We start from the raw sequence: 16,782 nt of genomic DNA on the forward strand, positions 1-16,782 counted from the left end.
GCCGTATCCTGGGCGTCGTGACCGACCTGGACCGCCTGGCTGCGGAGAAGTACGTGCTGCTCACCACGTTCCGCAAGGACGGGCGGGCGGTGGCGACGCCGGTGTGGGCGGTGCGCGACGGCGACGCGCTCGCGGTGTGGACGGTGTCCGACTCCGGCAAGGTGAAGCGGATCCGGCGCGACGGCCGGGTCACGGTGGCACCGTGCGACGTACGCGGCAATCCGCGCGGTGAGGCGGTGGCGGGGCACGCGACGATCGACGACCCGGAGCACACCCGCCGGGTGCGGGGGCTGCTCAAGCAGAAATACCGGGTGATCGGGCGGATGACGTTGCTCGGTAGCCGGCTGCGCCGGGGCGAGGGCGGCACGGTGGGGTTGCGGATCGTGCTCGACGGTGTGACCTCCGGACACGATCAGGGGCGGTGATCGTCGCTGCTGCGACGGTCGACCGCCCCTGATCGGAACGCCTGAGAGAATGTCCGGGTCGTCAGTCCCCCTGCCGCTGCTGGGGGATCTGCCCCTGAAGTAGGGCTCGAACCTCCGACTCGCGGTATCTGCGGTGGCCGCCCAGGGTCCGGATGGCGCTGAGCTTGCCAGCCTTTGCCCACCGGGTCACCGTCTTAGGGTCGACACGGAACATCGACGCCACCTCGGCCGGTGTCAGTAGCGGCTCTGGTTCGTGCGTTCGCGATGCCATCGGGGTCACTCCTCCACATGTATAGACATCGGCCGGGGTCCCGCCGGCCGACGCGTCTCCCATGGTCCGGCTAGTCCCCGATGTCCGACATGGGCCGAACGGCTGAAGGTCCCTAGACGGACGGATGAAGCATGCCCGATTTTTACTACTTTTATGTCGCAGAACCTACCTTATTCGGACTCATGATCACGGTTCGTGATGCGTCAACTACGAGACAGTTTCGGATCCGCCATCGCAAAAATGGACGAACCGGGCGTCAATTGCAGCGCTCCAGAAGTTGCACCGCGCGCCAGCGGGCCACCAGCTTGTCGTACGCCGCCGAAGCTTCCTCGGCCTCGCCCCGGGACAGCCCGGCCAGGCCCGCCGCGACCAGCTCGGTCGAGTCGTCGGCCGCAAGCGTCTCGTCCGGCAGCAGCTGCACCAGACCGCCGTAGTCCAGCTCCACCACCGACCTCGGGTGGAACTCCTCCAGCCAGCGGGCGGCCTCCTCGACCGCCTCGGTGATCGGCGCCTCCCCGACCGACTTGCGCAGCACGGACAGCGCCCGGGAGGAACGGCGACGGGCCTTGGAGATCTCCGTGCGGTAGCGCAGCGCCCGCCGCCCCGCATCGGTGACCAGGTGCCGTTCCCCGGCCTCGAAGAGCACGAACCACCGCAGCGGCACCCCCCAGGTGGCGACCTGTTCGTGCACGCGCGGCACGCCGTGCTCCAGCACCCGCGCCCCGCTGCGCCAGTCTTCCACCACGGCCTTGGCCTGCCCGGCGAGCACCGGCGGCACGAACGCGTCGGCGAGCACCGAGGGCACGCCGTCGCGGGCGCTCAGCGCCGCCTCGGCGACCCGGATCCGCAGGTTCCACGGGCAGACCAGCAGCGTGTCGTCGGCTTCCAGGACGTACGCCTCCTCCGGCAGCTCGGGCAGCCGGGTCCAGCCCGCGCCGAGCGCCTCGATCACCGAGGTCCGCTGCCGGCCCGGCCCCTCCAGCGGCGCGATCGCCCGACCTTCGGTGACGTACCGGCGCCAGTATGACTGCCGATCCCGGTCGAAGGCGGTCAGCGGCTCGTACACGCGCAGGTATGAAGCGAAGAGCGACGGCACGGCGCGATCCTCCCACGAGACGGGACCGCCCGTCGCCACCGTCACACCGGCACCGTGACGTGGGCGACAGTACGGTTCCGGCCGATATTAGGCTCAACGACACCGGCGTCATCCCGCCGGCCGCGCCACCCAGGTCCGCGGCCCACAAGGTCGCACACCGACACAGGAGTCAGCCATGGGCGTATTTGCCAGCACCGACGACCCCGCATCCACAGGTCACGAACAGGTCGTGTTCTGCCAGGACAAGCAGTCCGGCCTGAAGGCGATCATCGGGATCTACTCCACCGCGCTGGGCCCCGCGCTCGGTGGCACCCGGTTCTACCCGTACGCCAGCGAGGCCGACGCCCTCGCCGACGTGCTGGACCTCTCGCGGGGCATGGCGTACAAGAACGCCCTGGCCGGCCTCGACCTCGGCGGCGGCAAGGCGGTCATCTGGGGTGACCCGGAGCAGCTCAAGAGCGAGGCCCTGCTGCGCGCGTACGGCCGCTTCGTGGAGTCGCTCAACGGCCGCTACTACACCGCCTGCGACGTCGGCACCTACGTCCCGGACATGGACGTGATCGCCCGCGAGACCCGCTTCGTGACCGGCCGCAGCGTGGAGCACGGCGGCGCCGGCGACTCCTCGATCCTCACCGCCTGGGGCGTCTACCAGGGCATGCGGGCCGCCGCCGAGCACGTCTGGGGCAGCTCGACGCTCGCCGGCCGGCGGGTCGGTGTGGCGGGCCTGGGCAAGGTCGGCAAATATCTGACCGGGCACCTGCTGGACGACGGCGCCGAGGTGGTCGCGACCGACGTCAGCAGCCGCGCCCGGGAGTGGGCCCGCACCACCCACCCGCAGGTCGCCCTGGTCGACGACACCGCGGCGCTCGTCGCGTCCGACATCGACGTGTACGCCCCGTGCGCGCTCGGCGGCGCGCTCGACGACGAGACCGTGCCGGTGCTGCGGGCCAGGGTGGTCGCCGGCGCGGCGAACAACCAGCTCGCCCACGCGGGCATCGAGAAGGTGCTCGCCGACCGGGGCATCCTCTACACCCCGGACTACGTGGTGAACGCCGGCGGCGTGATCCAGGTCGCCGACGAAATCGAGGGCTTCAACTTCGAGCGGGCCAAGCTGCGCGCCACCCGGATCTTCGACACCACCCGCGAGATCCTGCGACTCGCCGACGACGAGGGTGTCCCACCGGCGGTCGCCGCGGACCGGCTCGCCGAGCGGCGGATGGCCGAGGTCGGCCGGCTGCGCAGCATTCACCTGCGGTGAACGGCTCCCGGGGGCGGACCCACCGGCTCCGCCCCGGGGCCGCCTGCGGCCGACCAGGGCGTTAGGCTGGACGTAGGTAACTTCGTGCCGATTTGCCCGCTGTCACGGCCGACCCCGGCAAGCACTCCTTACCGGGTACACTTTGTGACGGTCGGAACACTGCGACGCGCAGGGCCGGTCGACGGTGACCCGAGGTGCCGAACGGTGGCATCCCCATGTACCGTAAGAGCCACGAGAGATGCCTGACGTCATCGGGGCCCGCCTTCGGGCTGCCCCGCATTCTGTGCGAGGGGGTCGAGCCATGGGGCGCGGCCGTGCTAAGGCCAAGCAGACAAAGGTGGCCCGGGAGTTGAAGTACCACTCCCCGAACACCGACCTAACCGCCTTGCAGCGCGAACTGGCGGGTAGTGGTAAGTCTGAGCACAACTTCGACGACGACTACAAAGAGTATGTCGACGACGATGACGAGGACCACGCGGACGACGACCCGGACCCCTGGGCCCGTCCGACCCGCTGACCTCCGGTCACACTGAGCACGCGGCAGCCCCCGCGTGCTCACGCATGTGCTCAGCCGGCGCCGACGTACGACCGACGATCAGGGACCTGCCGCACCGGGATGCCTCCCCGCGCCGACAGGTCCCTGATCGCGGAACCGGCACCTCAGCGCGGGCGATTGTTCCAGTTGTAGAACGTCGGGATGTTCTCGAAGTGGTTCCACGCGCACACCGCGTTGGCGCCGTCCCCGCCCGACACCTCCGCCCGCAGCAGGCGTGCCGCCTCGGCCTCGTGGAGCAGCGCGGTCAACCCCGCGGCGGCATCCCGCACCCGGTCGGCGACCGCGTCCCGGTCGGTGTCACTGGTGATCTCGGGCATGCTCCAACACTCCCTCCAATAGGCGGATCTTGCTGTTCCGGCAGTGCTCGGTCTCCGTACCGTCGAACCGCCCCTGCTCGAAGTAGCGGTTGGCGGCGTGGCCGCCCCCGCAGAAACCGAAATACGCGCAGGTCGACCGGCACGCCTCCACCCCGGTGAGGAACTCGTCCACCCACGGCGTCCGGCCGGCGTCGGCGAGGATCTCGCCCAGCGGCGTGGCAAGCACGTTCCCGCTGCCGAAGTCGCCGTAGCGGGCGTCGGTGAAGCCGGCCAGCTCGGGCGAGAGCACCACCACCGAACCGTCGTACGCGACCGTCGGGATCGGGTCGAGGCGGCGGGGCAGCAGGTCGTCGGCGGCGCCGGTCAGCACCGCGCCGGCGTACCGCAGCGACCACTCCACCTCCCGCAGGTGGATCCGGGGATCCCGACGCCAGGCGGTCACCAGCTCGGCCCAGAACCCGGTCACCGCGCCCGCGTCCCGCGCGTTCGAGCGGGTGTTCACCCCCTCGGTCTCCTCGATGTTGACGCCGAGCACCTCGCAGCCCAGGTCGAGGAAGTAGTCGTACAGCTCCGTCGCCAGCCCCGGCTCCGGCCGGGAGACCACCGCCAGCGCCGAAAACGGCAGCCCGTGCCGGCGCAGCGCCGCCACCCCGGCCACGATCCGGTCGTACGCCGGCCGGCCGCCCCGGGTGACCCGCTCGGCGTTGCGCGCCCGCGGGCCGTCCACGCTCACGCTGACCCGCACCCGGTGCTCGACGAAGAACGCGCACCAGGCGTCGTCGATCAGCGTGGCGTTCGTCTGCACGTGGTGCTCCACCTCCGGCCCGAACGGGGCCAGCAGGGCGGCCAGATGCTCCCGGCCCGCCGCGAGCGGCTCACCGCCGTGCCAGACCACCGAGCATCGACCCTCGGCCGCCCAGGGGTTCACCGACGCCGCCACCGCCTCGGCGACCGCCACCGGCATCCGCCGGTCCGCCGCGCGCAACGGCAGGTAGCAGTAGGCGCAGTCGAGGTTGCACAGCGTGGTCGGCTGCATCACCACGTACGAGGGGACGGCGGCGATGCCCCGCATCCCCTCCGAGGTGCGCGCAGCCATCGACCCCTCCCCCGCGTACCTGTGAAAAACCGAACCTTCAGGCTAGGCCGCGGCGGCCATCCGGGTGAACCCCCGATCAGGTGCGCGGATGATCAACAGAAGGTGATCACCCGCGGGTGTGCTGGCCGACCATCTGGACATTGCCGGAGCCCTCGATGATCTCCCCCGCCTGCCAGGCGTCGACGCCGCGGCCGGTCAGGGTGGCAAGCGCGCGGTCGGCGTCCTCGGCCGAGACGATGGCGAACATGCCGACGCCCATGTTGAAGGTCGCCTCCATCTCCGGGTCCTCGATCCGGCCCTTCGTCTGGATCAGGTCGAAGATCGGCTGGGGCTTCCAGGTGGAACGGTTGACCACCGCGTCGACGTGCTCGGGCAGGATCCGGACCAGGTTGCCCGGGATGCCACCGCCGGTCACGTGGGCCAGCGCCCGCACCTCGGCCTCGGCGATCAGCTTGAGGCAGTCCTTTGCGTAGATCTTGGTCGGGGTGAGCAGCTCCTCGCCCAGCGTGCGCTGGCGGCCGAAGTCCTCGATCACCACGTCCAGCCGCATCCGGCCGGCGCCCAGCAGCACGTGCCGCACCAGGGAGTAGCCGTTGGAGTGCAGGCCGGAGGAGCGCATGGCGATCACCACGTCGCCCACCTCGACCCGCTCCGGGCGGAGGATCTCGCTCTCCTCCACCACGCCGACGCCGGTGGCGGAGATGTCGTACTCGTCCGGGCGCAGCACGCCGGGGTGCTCGGCGGTCTCGCCGCCGAGCAGCGCGCAACCGGCGTACCGGCAGCCGTCGGCGATGCCGGCGCCGATCTCGGCGACCTTGTCCGGCACGACCTCGCCGGTGGCGATGTAGTCGAGCAGGAACAGCGGCTCGGCCCCGCAGGCGACCAGGTCGTCGACCACCATGGCGACCAGGTCGATGCCGACCGTGTCGTGGATGTCGAGCTGCTGGGCGATCACCAGCTTGGTGCCCACACCGTCGGTGGAGGACGCCAGGATCGGATTCTTGTATTTCTTGGTGTCCAGCCGGAACAGGCCGGCGAAGCCACCCAGGTCACCCAGGACCTCCGGGCGGCGGGTCTCCTTGACCTTGGTCTTGAGCAGCTCGACCGCGCGGTCGCCCGCCTCGATCGACACCCCGGCATCGGCGTACGAGACCGAGCGTTTGCGCTGCGTGCGGCTGGAGCCCGCCGACCAGGGCTGGCGGTCGCCGCCGGCACCCGACGGGCTGGATCCTGCGCCGCTGCGCTCGGACACGTGCGTCACGGTTCTCCCCTTTGTGGTCCCGCGGGGCCGAGGCGCCGGACCCGCGTCGGTGGTGCTACGGGTGGTGGGTCGGTGTGGCGACGAGAGGGTTCGTGGACTCGGCCGCCTCGGCGACGATCCGGCGGCTGACGCCCTCGAGCACGTGCTTGCCGATCAGGTTCCCGGCCGGCAGTTCGATCGGGTACTCCCCATCGAAGCACGCCCGGCAGAGTCGGGTCTTCGGCTGCTCGGTCGCCGCGATGAGACCGGGCAGCGATACGTAACCAAGCGTGTCGGCGCCGATCGACCGCCGGATGCCCTCGTTGTCCAGCCCGTTGGCCAGCAGTTCCGCCCGGGTGGCGAAGTCGATGCCGTAGAAACAGGGCCAGCTCACCGGCGGCGACGAGATCCGGACGTGGACCTCCAGCGCGCCCGCCTCGCGCAGCAGCCGGACGATGGCCCGCTGGGTGGTGCCCCGGACGATCGAGTCGTCCACCACCACCAGCCGCTTGCCGCGGACGTTCTGCCGCAGCGGGTTCAGCTTGAGCCGGACGCCGAGCGCGCGCAGCGTCTGCGAGGGCTGGATGAAGGTGCGCCCGACGTACGGGTTCTTCATCAGGCCCTGGCCGTAGGTGATGCCGGACTCCTCGGCGTAGCCGATCGCCGCCGGCGTGCCGGACTCCGGCACCGGGATCACCAGGTCCGCCTCGACCGGGTGCTCCTTGGCGAGCTGGCGGCCGATCTGCACCCGGGCGGCATGCACGTTACGGCCGGCGATGGTGGCGTCCGGCCGGGCGATGTAGACGTATTCGAAGAGGCAGCCCTTGGGCTCCGGGGCGGCGAACCGGCTGGAGCGCAGGCCGTCCTCGTCGACGGCGATCAGCTCACCCGGCTCGACCTCGCGGACCACGCTCGCGCCGACGATGTCGAGCGCCGCGGTCTCGCTCGCCACCACCCAGCCACGCTCCAGCCGGCCGAGCACGAGCGGGCGTACGCCGTGCGGGTCACGCGCCGCGTAGAGCGTCGACTCGTCCATGAAGACGAAGCTGAACGCGCCACGCAGCTGCGGCAGCACCTCGAGCGCCGCCGCCTCGACCGACAGGTCGGGCCGGCTGGCCAACAGCATGGTGACGAGCGACGTGTCGTTGCTCGACCCGTCGGAGTCCAGCCCGCGGGCGGACACCTCGCGTTGCAGGTCGGCGGTGTTGACCAGGTTGCCGTTGTGGGCCAGCGCGATCGTGGTGCCGGCACTCGTGGCGCGGATCGTCGGCTGGGCGTTCTCCCAGGTCGAACCGCCAGTGGTCGAGTAGCGCGCGTGCCCGATCGCGACGTGCCCGCGCAGGCTGGCCAGGGTCGGCTCGTCGAACACCTGGGCGACCAGGCCGAGATCCTTGTAGACCACGACGCCGGAGCCGTCGCTGACCGCGATGCCGGCGGCCTCCTGGCCGCGGTGCTGGAGGGCGTAGAGCCCGAAGTAGGTCAGATTGGCGACTTCCTCCCCCGGGGCCCAGACGCCGAAGACGCCACACGCGTCCTGGGGGCCGGGTCGTTGGGGGTCAAGGTCGTGGCTCAGCCGGCCATCGCCTCGGGGCACCTGCCGCTCCCTCATGGTGGGGGTCTGGACTGGCCTGGCGGAGTCGGGGGGCAGCTCCGCACCGTGGGCCGGGACCGTCATCGGGCACCAGTGTACGCGAACAGATGTCGACACCGACAGTCACGAAACATCCGCCGAACGTCACCAGGTCCGACCGGGTCGGCCCGGCTAAATCGGGAGGTACGCGGAAAGGTCGGCCCGGATCCCGGAGACCCGTACGCGACCCTCGGTGACCGCATCCGCCCAGCCGAGACGTCCGGTGGCGAGCGCCAGCCAGGTCGCCGGATCCATCTCCACCACGTTCGGTGGGGTGCCACGGGTGTGTCGCGGCCCGGGCACGCACTGCACCGCGCCGTAAGGTGGAACGCGCACCTCCACCGATCGGCCGGGAGCGCGCTCCGTGAGGGCGGCCAAGAGCGTCCGGACCGCCGCCCGGAACACCGGCCGTTCGGGCGTACGCCCCTCATCAAGCGCCGTCACTGCGGCGAGCACCGACTCGGAATAAGCGTGCGGAGAGGACACGACGGGACGATACGACCCGGCAGAAGGCCGCCTGACGCCGGCCCTGGGTAGAGATGATCCGGTCAGACAAGGCATAGTTGCCGACGGCGTAATTCGTACCGTGAGTGATCAACCCGGCCGGACCGGCCAGCGGGGAGATCAGACCCGGAAGGCGGTGGACGTGTCCACACACCGACGTGCCTGGCAGCATCGGGCCGGTGTGGTCGTAGCGTTGGTCTTCGGCGCCCTGCTCACCGTCCCCGCCACACCCGCCCTCGCGGCAGATCCAGGCGTGCAGATCACCGGCTTGTCGACGGACTCGTTGACGAGTGGCCAGTCCACGAAGATGGCCTTCTCGGTCACGAACAACAACGACGCTCCGGGGGTCTTCAGCATCACCGTCGACACCTTCGACGGGCTGAAGTGTCAAGGCCAGTGCCGCGTGCCGGCACAGACCATCCCGGGGAAGGAAAGCGCCACATTCGAGGTCACCCTCGTCGCCGACAACCTCGCGGAAGGCGCCAAGAAGTCCGGACAGGTCCGGGTGTCCGCCCGTGTCGGCGGCGAGCAGGGTGGGGACTCACGCGGCATCACCGTGAACGGTCCGGCTGCCCCGCAGCAGCCGGAGACCGTCAAGACGATCTCCGGCAAGGTGGTCACCTCCGAGGGCGAGCCGATCTCCGGCGCGCTCGTCATGCTGCGTGACAGCGCCAACAAGCAGCGCTCGACGGAGACGAACGGCAGCGGCAACTTCAGCTTCAGCGGCTCCGCGTCCCAACCGATCGCGCCGGGGCGGATCGACCTCGGCGCCTCCAAGGGGCAGGCCGAGCCCGGCACCAAGTCGATCAACGCCGCTGCCGGCCAGTCCGTCACCGGCCTGCGCATCAGCGTGGCGGTCAAGGCGTCGGCGAGCCCGAGCGCGACCCCGTCGGAGAGCGAGTCGGCCCAGCCGTCCGAGGAGGTCACCGAGGAGGACGCGGCGACCGACGCCCCCGCCTCCGACACGGCCGCCGCCCAGGAGCCGACCTCGAACGAGGACTCCGGCGGTTTCGGCTCCTGGCTGCTGATCCTGCTCGGCGGCCTCTTCGTCGCCGTCGGCGTGGGCACCATCGTGCTGCTCTACATGCGCCGCAAGAACGAGGACGGCGACGGCGACGGGCCGGGCGGGCCGATCGGTCCGGATGGCCCGGGCGGGGCCGCCGCGGCCGGCGCGATCCCCGCGGCCCGTGGCGCCTACCGGGGTGCGGACGACCAGACCCGGGTGGTCAACGGAATGGGCGCCGGTCCGACCCCGACCATGGTCGGCGGCGCCGCGATGAGCGAGGCGCCGACCATGCTCCAGCGGCCGGTCGTGGACGACGTCCCGCCGGACCCGTACGGCGCGCCGCCCGGCCCCACCTACGGCGTCGGCGCTGGGCAGGCCGGCTACGGCTACGGCGACGAGCCTTCCTCGGGCAGCGGCTACGGCACCGCCCCGGCCTCCGGCGCCGGCTACGGCAACGCTCCGTCCTCCGGCAGCGGCTACGGCACCGGCCCGTCCTCCGGCGCCGGCTACGGCAGCCCGGAGTACGCGGCCGGGGCGGGCGGCTACGCACCGGCGCAGGGCGGCGGATACGGCAACGAGCGCTTCGACGAGCCGACCGGCCGCTACGCCGGTGACAGCACCCGGTACGCGCCGGCCGCCGATCCCTACCCGACCAGCACGTACCAGCCGGAGCAGGACCGGGGTTACGGCCAGCCCACCCCTGGCCAGTACGGTCGGGGCCCGGAGCAGGGCGACGGCTACGGCGCGGCCGGTGGCTACGGCGCCGCGTCGGGCGGTTACGACGACAATCCCGGCGGCGGCTACGACGGCGGCCGGCAGCAGGCGGGCTACGGCGACGCGCCGACGGGCGGTTACGACGCCAACCCGAGCGGTGGCTACGGCACTCCTCCGGCCGGCGGCTACGACCCCAACCCGACCGGCGGCTACGGCACCCCTCCGGGCGGCGGCTACGACCCCAACCCGACCGGCGGCTACGGCACCCCTCCGGCCGGCGGCTACGACCCCAAGCCAGGCGGCGGCTACGACCCCAACCCGACCGGCGGCTACGGCGCCGCCCCGGCGGCGGGCGGCTACGGCGACGGCCCGCGCTACGGCGACAGCCGAGCGGATGGCGGCTACGACAACGCGCCGGCGGGTGGCTACGACAACGCCGGTGGCGGTTACGCCGGCGGCCGGCAGCAAGGTGGCTACGGTGACGCGCCGGCCGGCGGTTACGACGCCAACCCGGCGGGCGGCTACGACGGTCGCCAGCAGGGCGGTTACGACAGCGGTCAGGCCGGCGGCTACGGCGGTTACGACGGCGGTCAGCAGTCCGGCGGTTACGACCAGCGTGGCGGTTACGGCGACGGCTACGGCCAGTCGCCGCAGGGCGGATACGGCCAGGAGCCGCCGCAGCAGCGCGGTGGTGGCTACGACAACCAGGCCGGCTATTCCAACGACCCGGCCCAGGCCGGTCGTGCCCGCCCGGACGGCCAGTCCGACCGGGGCGGACGGCGTCTCGACTGGCTGGACGACTGACCCTCACCTGCACGACGATGGCCGCCCCGCAATCACGGGGCGGCCATCGTCGTCAGGCACCCGGTTCGGCGTAAGCGGGCTGCCTGATCAGGACCATGAATCTTGGCGCGTCATCCCAGGCCGGAGTCAGATGAGTGACGTGCCGCCACCCCCAGGAGTCGTAGACGCGTCGAGCGACGCTGTTCTCCGGATCCACCAGAAGGGTGGCGCGGTCCTCCGCGCGGCGGCTTAGAAGTTGGTCGTGCAGCGCTCGCGCCACGCCTTGCCGCCGCCACTGCGGTTGCACGAGCAGTTCGCTGATGGCGAAGGTACGTCGTCCCGTCTCCGTGACGAACCCGGACGGAATGGGTTGTTCGATTCCCGCCCACCACCCGGTCTCGGCGGGCAGGGGAAAGCCGTAGATGTACCCGGCCAGTCTCCCGCCGGCCATGGCGGTGACCAGGCTCCATCCGTCGCGTGACATGTGGGCGGCGAGCTGGCGTCGGTAACGGTCCTCGCTGTGGAACTCGCCGCCGCCCACGTACACCTGAAGGTATAGGGCGACGAGGTCGTCGACGAGCGGGGCCGCCTCGACCGCGGTGTGGTGACGCAGGTCCAGTCCCCCCACTACCGGCTCACCACCTGGTCGTAGGCGTCGATGAACCCGCGGCTCGTGGCGGTCGGTCGCTGGGCCTGCCCCAGGCTCGACCTGACCTGGGCGAGGTGGCGCCAAACCCGCCCGGAACCCACCTGGTCCAGCTCGGGCAGGACGTCCATTGCCGTACGCGCGGCCTCGTTGACGTCGCCGAGCCGGCACTGCGCGTCGGCGAGCTGAACCGTGTAGTAGATCCGGTTCCGGCGCAACGCCGGTGGGATGTTCTCAGTGATCGCGCGGAACGCGTCCGCGGCACGATCAGCCCGGCCCATCGCGAGGTACGACAGCCCTTCGATGCCCTGGACCTCCTGTGCGGTGACGAAGTGGAGAAATGGCATGTCGTCCTCGCTGGCGCCGCGCTCGAACTCGCGGCGAGCCTTGGTCATCGCCCGGCTGAAGCCGCCCGCATCCCCCAGTGCCGCGTACGTGCTCGCGGTGCGCAGGTGGAGCAAGGTCGCCAACCTCGGCGTGCCCCACCCGGCCGAGGCACGCACCGCCGCTTCCGCGCTGTGCAACGACTCGCCGGGGTGGTCGTCCCGAACGAGCAACGCGAGCTGAGCGAAGGCGCGGACCTCCATGCGCGGATCGTCAGCGATGCGGGCCCGGGTGATCGCCTCGTTGAGGTACGGCCGCGCCAGCGGCCGACGATCGGAGTCGATGGCCAGCCAGGCGGTCTCTATCGCCAGGTCGGCCAGCGCGGTCTGCAGGGCGTCGCCGACCTCCCGGCTGTAGGTGGCCGTTGTCGCCCACGAAGACAGGCGTGAATGGATCCGGACGGCGATGTCGTAGAGCTGATCGGCGCCCGCGACCGCGTCGGCCTGGCGGAGTTGCTCCACCAACGAGCCGGCGTAGCGTACCTGTTCCATGCCGACGCTCCGAGGTGCGTCGACCGGGCCGGAAAGCAGGTCGTGGAAGCCCGTCGCGGCGATGCCGGCAAGTGCGGCCAGGGCGTGAAACTGTCGGCGGTCCGTGGTGCCACCTCCTCGCTCCGATGCCGGTGTCGCGGCATCCGCCGGGATCGGCGGGTTCGCCGTCCCGGCTGTCTCCAGGGTTGCGACCGGCTCGTGGTCCGGTCGCTCGGCATCCGTGCTCTGCATGGCGGATGGCTGGTCGGGCAGGCTGAACCACAGGTACGGCGACGGAATCCGGAGCAGCCGCGCCCAGTGGATGAGGCGATCCAGGTGAACGATCGGCGGCCCGTTCTCCACCCGGCTCAACTGCGCCTGCGTGATCCCCAGCCACCCCGCCACCGCGCTCTGCGGCAGTGGGCTCCTCCCCTGGTAGGGGTGATTCCGATACGCGCGAATCGCCCGACCGAGATGCCGTCCGGCCAGCGCCGCCCGTACCGGCTCGTGCTCCCAGAAGGACGCCGGCACCACCGGCGGGGCGCTCAACCGGTCCCGTTCGGCGGCCTGGCAGGGCGCGCAGCGTCCACTGTCGTTGTCGCGAGCCAGGCGTCCGCCGCAGCGGGGGCAGTTGGCGTGTGTCACCGGCGACCTCGCTCCGGGCGAGTGGCTAAGTCAGAAATCGAGCCTAACCATTCAAGCCGCTCAACGGCGTCACGGTATGCGTTCCGCGCATACCCGCATTTTCGTTGTCGCCCGTCCACGCCGATCTTGGGGTTGTGGCACCTCCGATACCGGCCCGAGCCCGACATTTTCTGGCACCACAAGTCCAAGATCGACGATGCTGCCCGCAGAACGGACGGACCTGGGGTGCGGGCGGCGCTCAGGCGGCGGTGAAGTAGCCCTGACGGAGCACCGGCACCACGGCGGAGACACCGACCTCGACGGCGACCTCGACGTCGGAGGCGAAACCACCCTCGGCCAGTTCCCGGCCGGAGACGCAACCCCGGACCGCCGCCGGGACGTCGGGTGTGCTGGCCAACGCGGCAAGCGCCACGGCCGCCTCCACCGAGAGCCCACCGGGCACCCCGGCCAGCGCGTCCAGCACGAGGGCCGCCCCGAGTTGATCCTCCACACAGGGACGCAGCGACCCGTCGGGCCAGCGCTCCCCGGCGGCCACCACGCCCACCGGGGCGTCGCTCGCGCCGTACCCCTGATGGCGCAGCCATCGCCCGACGGCGCGTGCGTTGCGCAGGCACGCCGCGACCACGGGCGTGCCGGTGGCGCTCGCCGCGGCGCTGATCGCCGAGCCGTTCGGCGACGGCAGCACCAGATCGGCGGCGACCGGCGCGGCTCGCAGCGCCGCCGGGGAGAGCGACCACGGATGCTCCGGCGTCGTCTTCCGACGCCCCACCGCGGCGACGGCCCCGACCCGGCGGGCGTATTCCGCGGCCTGATCGCCCCAGGGGAACGGATGCACCCGGGAGCCACGGCTCACCGCCACCTCCACGGCGGTGGTGAACGAGAGCACGTCCACCACCACCAGGGCGGCGCAGACCCGGCCGAGTTCCGCCGCCCCGGTCAACCCCCAGTCGAACCGGGCGCCGGCCCCGGGTTGGGCGAAGACGGCCAAGGCCAGGGCCTCAGCGCTGGTCCGGCTCACCGGAAGCGGGGCGGTCGGCGTCCGGGGCGGACTCCGCCTCGGGCGTACCCGCGTCCCCGGCCGGAGCGTCGCCGGCCGACGCCGCTCCGGTCGCCGCCGGAACGGATCCATCGGTCGCCGCCTCGGCCCCGGCCTGAGCCGGCCCGTCCGTGGCCTCAGCCGGGGTCGGTTCACCAGGCGCTTCGGCCTCCGGACCGGTCTTGGCGATCGGCTCCGCGTCGACCTGGGCCGGGTCCACCCCGACCGGCTGCTCGGCGTTCGCCGGCAGCACGGTGGTGGTGCCGGTACGGGTCGCCGCCACCTCCACCCGCGCCGCCTCGGCGTCGCCGAAGAGACGCGGCAGCGTCGCGCCGTGCACCTCGCGCAGCTCGTTCAGGTCGATCCGGAACTGGCCGCGCACCTCAAGTGCCCCGCCGGTCGGGTCGGTGACGCCGATGACCTCCCACGGCACTCCCCGCTCGGCGCAGAGGGCGGTGAACGCCTTCTCGTGCCCGCGCGGCACCGACACCAGCACCCGGCCGGCCGACTCACTGAACAGGAAGACGAACGGCATCGAGCCCTCGGCGAAGTGCTCCGGCAGCGCGATCTGCGCGCCGACGCCACGGCGCAGGGTGGACTCGACCAGGCTCTGCGCCAGCCCACCGTCGGAGAGGTCGTGCGCCGAGCTGAGGTGCCCGACCCGGGCCGCCTCGGCCAGCAGCTCGGCGAGCTGCCGCTCCCGGGCCAGGTCCACCTGCGGCGGGATGCCGCCCAGGTGCTCGTGGGTCACCCAGGCCCACTCGGAGCCGGAAAGCTCGACGTGCGTCTCCCCCAGCAGGAAGAGCTGGTCGTGGTCGCCGGCCGGGCGGGGCACGAAGCCCATCGGCACCCGCTCGGCGACGTCGTCGAGCACGCCCAGCACGCCGACCACCGGGGTCGGGTGGATGGCCGCCGCGCCAGTCTGGTTGTAGAAGCTGACGTTGCCGCCGGTGACCGGGATGCCCAGCTCCAGGCAGCCGTCCGCCAGGCCGCGCACGGCCTCGGCGAACTGCCACATCACGCCCGGGTCCTCCGGCGAGCCGAAGTTGAGGCAGTTGGTCACCGCGATCGGCTTCGCGCCGGTCACCGCCACGTTCCGGTACGCCTCGGCCAGCGCCAGCTTCGTCCCCTGGTAGGGGTCGAGGCGGGCGTACCGCCCGTTGCCGTCGACGGAGAGGGCCACACCCAGTCCGGTCCGCTCGTCGATCCGGATCACGCCCGAATCCTCCGGCTGGGCGAGCACGGTGTTGCCGAGCACGTAGCGGTCGTACTGCTCGGTGACCCAGGTCTTGTCGGCCAGGTTCGGCGAGGCGATCATGCGCAGCAGGGTCTCCCGGAGCGCGTCCGGGGTGCCCGGCCGGGGCAGCGTTTCGGCCCGGTCGGCCTGGAGCAGGATCAGGTCGGCCGGCTCACGCATCGGGCGGGCGTAGACCGGGCCGTCGTCGACGAGCGAACCCGGCGGTACGTCGACCACGAGCTGGTCGCGCCAGGTGATGACCAGCCGACCCGGCCGGCCGTCCGGCGACGGCGCGGTGACCTCGCCGATGGCGGTGGCCCAGACGCCCCACTTCTCGGCGGTCTTGAGCACCGCCTCCAGCTTCTCCGGCGTGACCACCAGCAGCATCCGCTCCTGGGACTCGCTCGCCAGGATCTCGTGCGGCTCCATCGACGGCTCGCGCAGCGGCACCCGCTCCAACCAGACCCGCATGCCGGTGCCGGCGGAGGCGGCGGTCTCGGTGAGGGCGCAGGTCAGGCCGGCGCCGCCGAGGTCCTGGATGCCGACCACCAGCTCGGCGTCGTACAGCTCCAGGCACGCCTCGATGAGCAGCTTCTCCATGAACGGGTCGCCCACCTGCACGGACGGGCGGCGCTGCTCGCTGCCCTCGTCGAAGGTGGCGCTGGCCAGCACGGACACGCCGCCGATGCCGTCCCGGCCGGTCTTGGCGCCGAGCAGCACCACGACGTTGCCGGGGCCGGTGGCGTCCTTCTTCTGGAGCCGGTCGACCGGCAGTACGCCCAGGCAGAGCGCGTTGAGCAGCGGGTTGCCCTGGTAGCAGGGGTCGAAGACCAGCTCGCCGCCGATGTTGGGCAGGCCGAGGCAGTTGCCGTAGCCGCCGACGCCGGCCACCACGCCGGGCAGCACGCGCGCGGTGTCCGGGTGGTCGGCCGCGCCGAAGCGCAGCGGGTCCATCACGGCCACCGGGCGAGCGCCCATGGCGAGGATGTCGCGGACGATGCCGCCGACGCCGGTCGCCGCGCCCTGGTACGGCTCGACGAAGCTCGGGTGGTTGTGCGACTCGACCTTGAAGGTGACCGCCAGCTCGTCGGAGACCCGGACCACGCCGGCGTTCTCCCCGATGCCGGCGAGCAGCCGATCGCTCGGCGGCGCCTTCTCGCCGAACTGGCGCAGGTGCACCTTGCTCGACTTGTAGGAGCAGTGCTCGCTCCACATGATCGAATACATGGCCAGCTCGGCCTGGGTGGGCCGGCGGCCGAGGATGTGCCGGATCCGGTCGTACTCGTCGTCGCGGAGGCCAAGCTCGGCGTACGGCTGAAGCTCTTCCGGCGTGCCGCCGGCCCGCTGCACGGTGTCCACGCCCGGCGCCCAGTCGTCGGTCGGGCCGGCCTGCGGCACCACGCCCTGCGCCTGGGGCAGGGTCGGATCCGGATGGGTGGTCATGACGTCTCCTTGCTGCGCTCGCCGC

Annotated in this window: 15 protein-coding genes; 4 read left to right on the top strand and 11 right to left on the bottom strand. The window is 71.9% G+C overall.

What is annotated here, in order from left to right:
* Positions 1 to 17: 17 nt before the first annotated feature.
* The gene (locus tag O7602_RS28190; protein WP_281585624.1) at positions 18 to 425 is read left to right on the top strand and encodes a PPOX class F420-dependent oxidoreductase; all 408 of its coding nucleotides are present in this window, start codon (positions 18 to 20) and stop codon (positions 423 to 425) included.
* Positions 426 to 486: 61 nt separating this feature from the next.
* Here the strand turns inward: O7602_RS28190 and O7602_RS28195 are convergent, their stop codons facing one another.
* Entirely contained in the window at positions 487 to 696 is a 210-nt protein-coding gene (locus O7602_RS28195; RefSeq protein ID WP_007073996.1) for a BldC family transcriptional regulator, read from the bottom strand.
* 256 nt (positions 697 to 952) lie between these two features.
* Entirely contained in the window at positions 953 to 1,792 is an 840-nt protein-coding gene (locus O7602_RS28200; RefSeq protein ID WP_281585625.1) for a hypothetical protein, read from the bottom strand.
* A 175-nt stretch (positions 1,793 to 1,967) separates the two neighbouring features.
* Here O7602_RS28200 and O7602_RS28205 point away from each other — a divergent pair, with 175 nt between their 5' ends.
* Positions 1,968 to 3,050 carry a Glu/Leu/Phe/Val dehydrogenase dimerization domain-containing protein gene (locus O7602_RS28205; RefSeq protein ID WP_281585626.1) on the top strand — a complete coding sequence of 361 codons (1,083 nt, stop codon included), beginning with the start codon at positions 1,968 to 1,970 and terminating at the stop codon, positions 3,048 to 3,050.
* Positions 3,051 to 3,351: 301 nt separating this feature from the next.
* Positions 3,352 to 3,567: a DUF3073 domain-containing protein gene (locus O7602_RS28210; RefSeq protein ID WP_107157984.1), complete on the top strand. Its 216-nt coding sequence runs from the start codon at positions 3,352 to 3,354 to the stop codon at positions 3,565 to 3,567.
* Between the two features lie 143 nt (positions 3,568 to 3,710).
* On the opposite strand, the gene amcA is transcribed toward O7602_RS28210, so the two are convergent.
* The 5 genes from amcA to O7602_RS28235 form a co-directional block, all read right to left on the bottom strand.
* The gene (gene amcA / locus O7602_RS28215) at positions 3,711 to 3,923 is read right to left on the bottom strand and encodes a multiple cyclophane-containing RiPP AmcA (protein ID WP_281585627.1); all 213 of its coding nucleotides are present in this window, start codon (positions 3,921 to 3,923) and stop codon (positions 3,711 to 3,713) included.
* Positions 3,904 to 4,995, bottom strand: coding sequence for a cyclophane-forming radical SAM peptide maturase AmcB (gene amcB, locus O7602_RS28220; protein ID WP_281590584.1), 1,092 nt, complete (start codon positions 4,993 to 4,995; stop codon positions 3,904 to 3,906). The genes amcA and amcB overlap by 20 nt, the downstream gene beginning before the upstream one ends.
* Positions 4,996 to 5,125: 130 nt before the next feature.
* Positions 5,126 to 6,280, bottom strand: coding sequence for a phosphoribosylformylglycinamidine cyclo-ligase (purM, locus tag O7602_RS28225; protein ID WP_281585628.1), 1,155 nt, complete (start codon positions 6,278 to 6,280; stop codon positions 5,126 to 5,128).
* 55 nt (positions 6,281 to 6,335) lie between these two features.
* Positions 6,336 to 7,853, bottom strand: coding sequence for an amidophosphoribosyltransferase (gene purF / locus O7602_RS28230; protein ID WP_281585629.1), 1,518 nt, complete (start codon positions 7,851 to 7,853; stop codon positions 6,336 to 6,338).
* A 168-nt stretch (positions 7,854 to 8,021) separates the two neighbouring features.
* Complete coding sequence (locus O7602_RS28235) at positions 8,022 to 8,345, bottom strand: sterol carrier family protein (protein ID WP_281590586.1); 324 nt, start codon at positions 8,343 to 8,345, stop codon at positions 8,022 to 8,024.
* 229 nt (positions 8,346 to 8,574) lie between these two features.
* Here O7602_RS28235 and O7602_RS28240 point away from each other — a divergent pair, with 229 nt between their 5' ends.
* Positions 8,575 to 10,917, top strand: coding sequence for a carboxypeptidase regulatory-like domain-containing protein (locus O7602_RS28240; protein ID WP_281585630.1), 2,343 nt, complete (start codon positions 8,575 to 8,577; stop codon positions 10,915 to 10,917).
* 52 nt (positions 10,918 to 10,969) lie between these two features.
* On the opposite strand, the gene O7602_RS28245 is transcribed toward O7602_RS28240, so the two are convergent.
* The 4 genes from O7602_RS28245 to purL form a co-directional block, all read right to left on the bottom strand.
* Positions 10,970 to 11,524 carry a GNAT family N-acetyltransferase gene (locus O7602_RS28245; protein ID WP_281585631.1) on the bottom strand — a complete coding sequence of 185 codons (555 nt, stop codon included), beginning with the start codon at positions 11,522 to 11,524 and terminating at the stop codon, positions 10,970 to 10,972.
* Entirely contained in the window at positions 11,524 to 12,945 is a 1,422-nt protein-coding gene (locus O7602_RS28250) for a helix-turn-helix transcriptional regulator (protein WP_281585632.1), read from the bottom strand. The genes O7602_RS28245 and O7602_RS28250 overlap by 1 nt, the downstream gene beginning before the upstream one ends.
* Positions 12,946 to 13,279: 334 nt before the next feature.
* Positions 13,280 to 14,029, bottom strand: a complete 750-nt coding sequence (locus O7602_RS28255) for a 2-phosphosulfolactate phosphatase (protein WP_281585633.1) — start codon at positions 14,027 to 14,029, stop codon at positions 13,280 to 13,282.
* Between the two features lie 10 nt (positions 14,030 to 14,039).
* Positions 14,040 to 16,757, bottom strand: coding sequence for a phosphoribosylformylglycinamidine synthase subunit PurL (gene purL / locus O7602_RS28260; protein WP_281585634.1), 2,718 nt, complete (start codon positions 16,755 to 16,757; stop codon positions 14,040 to 14,042).
* Positions 16,758 to 16,782: the final 25 nt, after the last annotated feature.

The sequence above is a fragment of the Micromonospora sp. WMMD1128 genome, assembly GCF_027497235.1.
Lineage (GTDB): Bacteria > Actinomycetota > Actinomycetes > Mycobacteriales > Micromonosporaceae > Micromonospora.

What these genes read in the sequence shown, in the direction of transcription:
- O7602_RS28195 (WP_007073996.1), bottom strand. Translation starts at nt 696, where the DNA reads ATGGCATCGCGAACGCACGAACCAGAGCCGCTACTGACACCGGCCGAG.
- O7602_RS28205 (WP_281585626.1), top strand. Translation starts at nt 1,968, where the DNA reads ATGGGCGTATTTGCCAGCACCGACGACCCCGCATCCACAGGTCACGAA.
- O7602_RS28210 (WP_107157984.1), top strand. Translation starts at nt 3,352, where the DNA reads ATGGGGCGCGGCCGTGCTAAGGCCAAGCAGACAAAGGTGGCCCGGGAG.
- amcA (WP_281585627.1), bottom strand. Translation starts at nt 3,923, where the DNA reads ATGCCCGAGATCACCAGTGACACCGACCGGGACGCGGTCGCCGACCGG.
- amcB (WP_281590584.1), bottom strand. Translation starts at nt 4,995, where the DNA reads ATGCGGGGCATCGCCGCCGTCCCCTCGTACGTGGTGATGCAGCCGACC.
- purL (WP_281585634.1), bottom strand. Translation starts at nt 16,757, where the DNA reads ATGACCACCCATCCGGATCCGACCCTGCCCCAGGCGCAGGGCGTGGTG.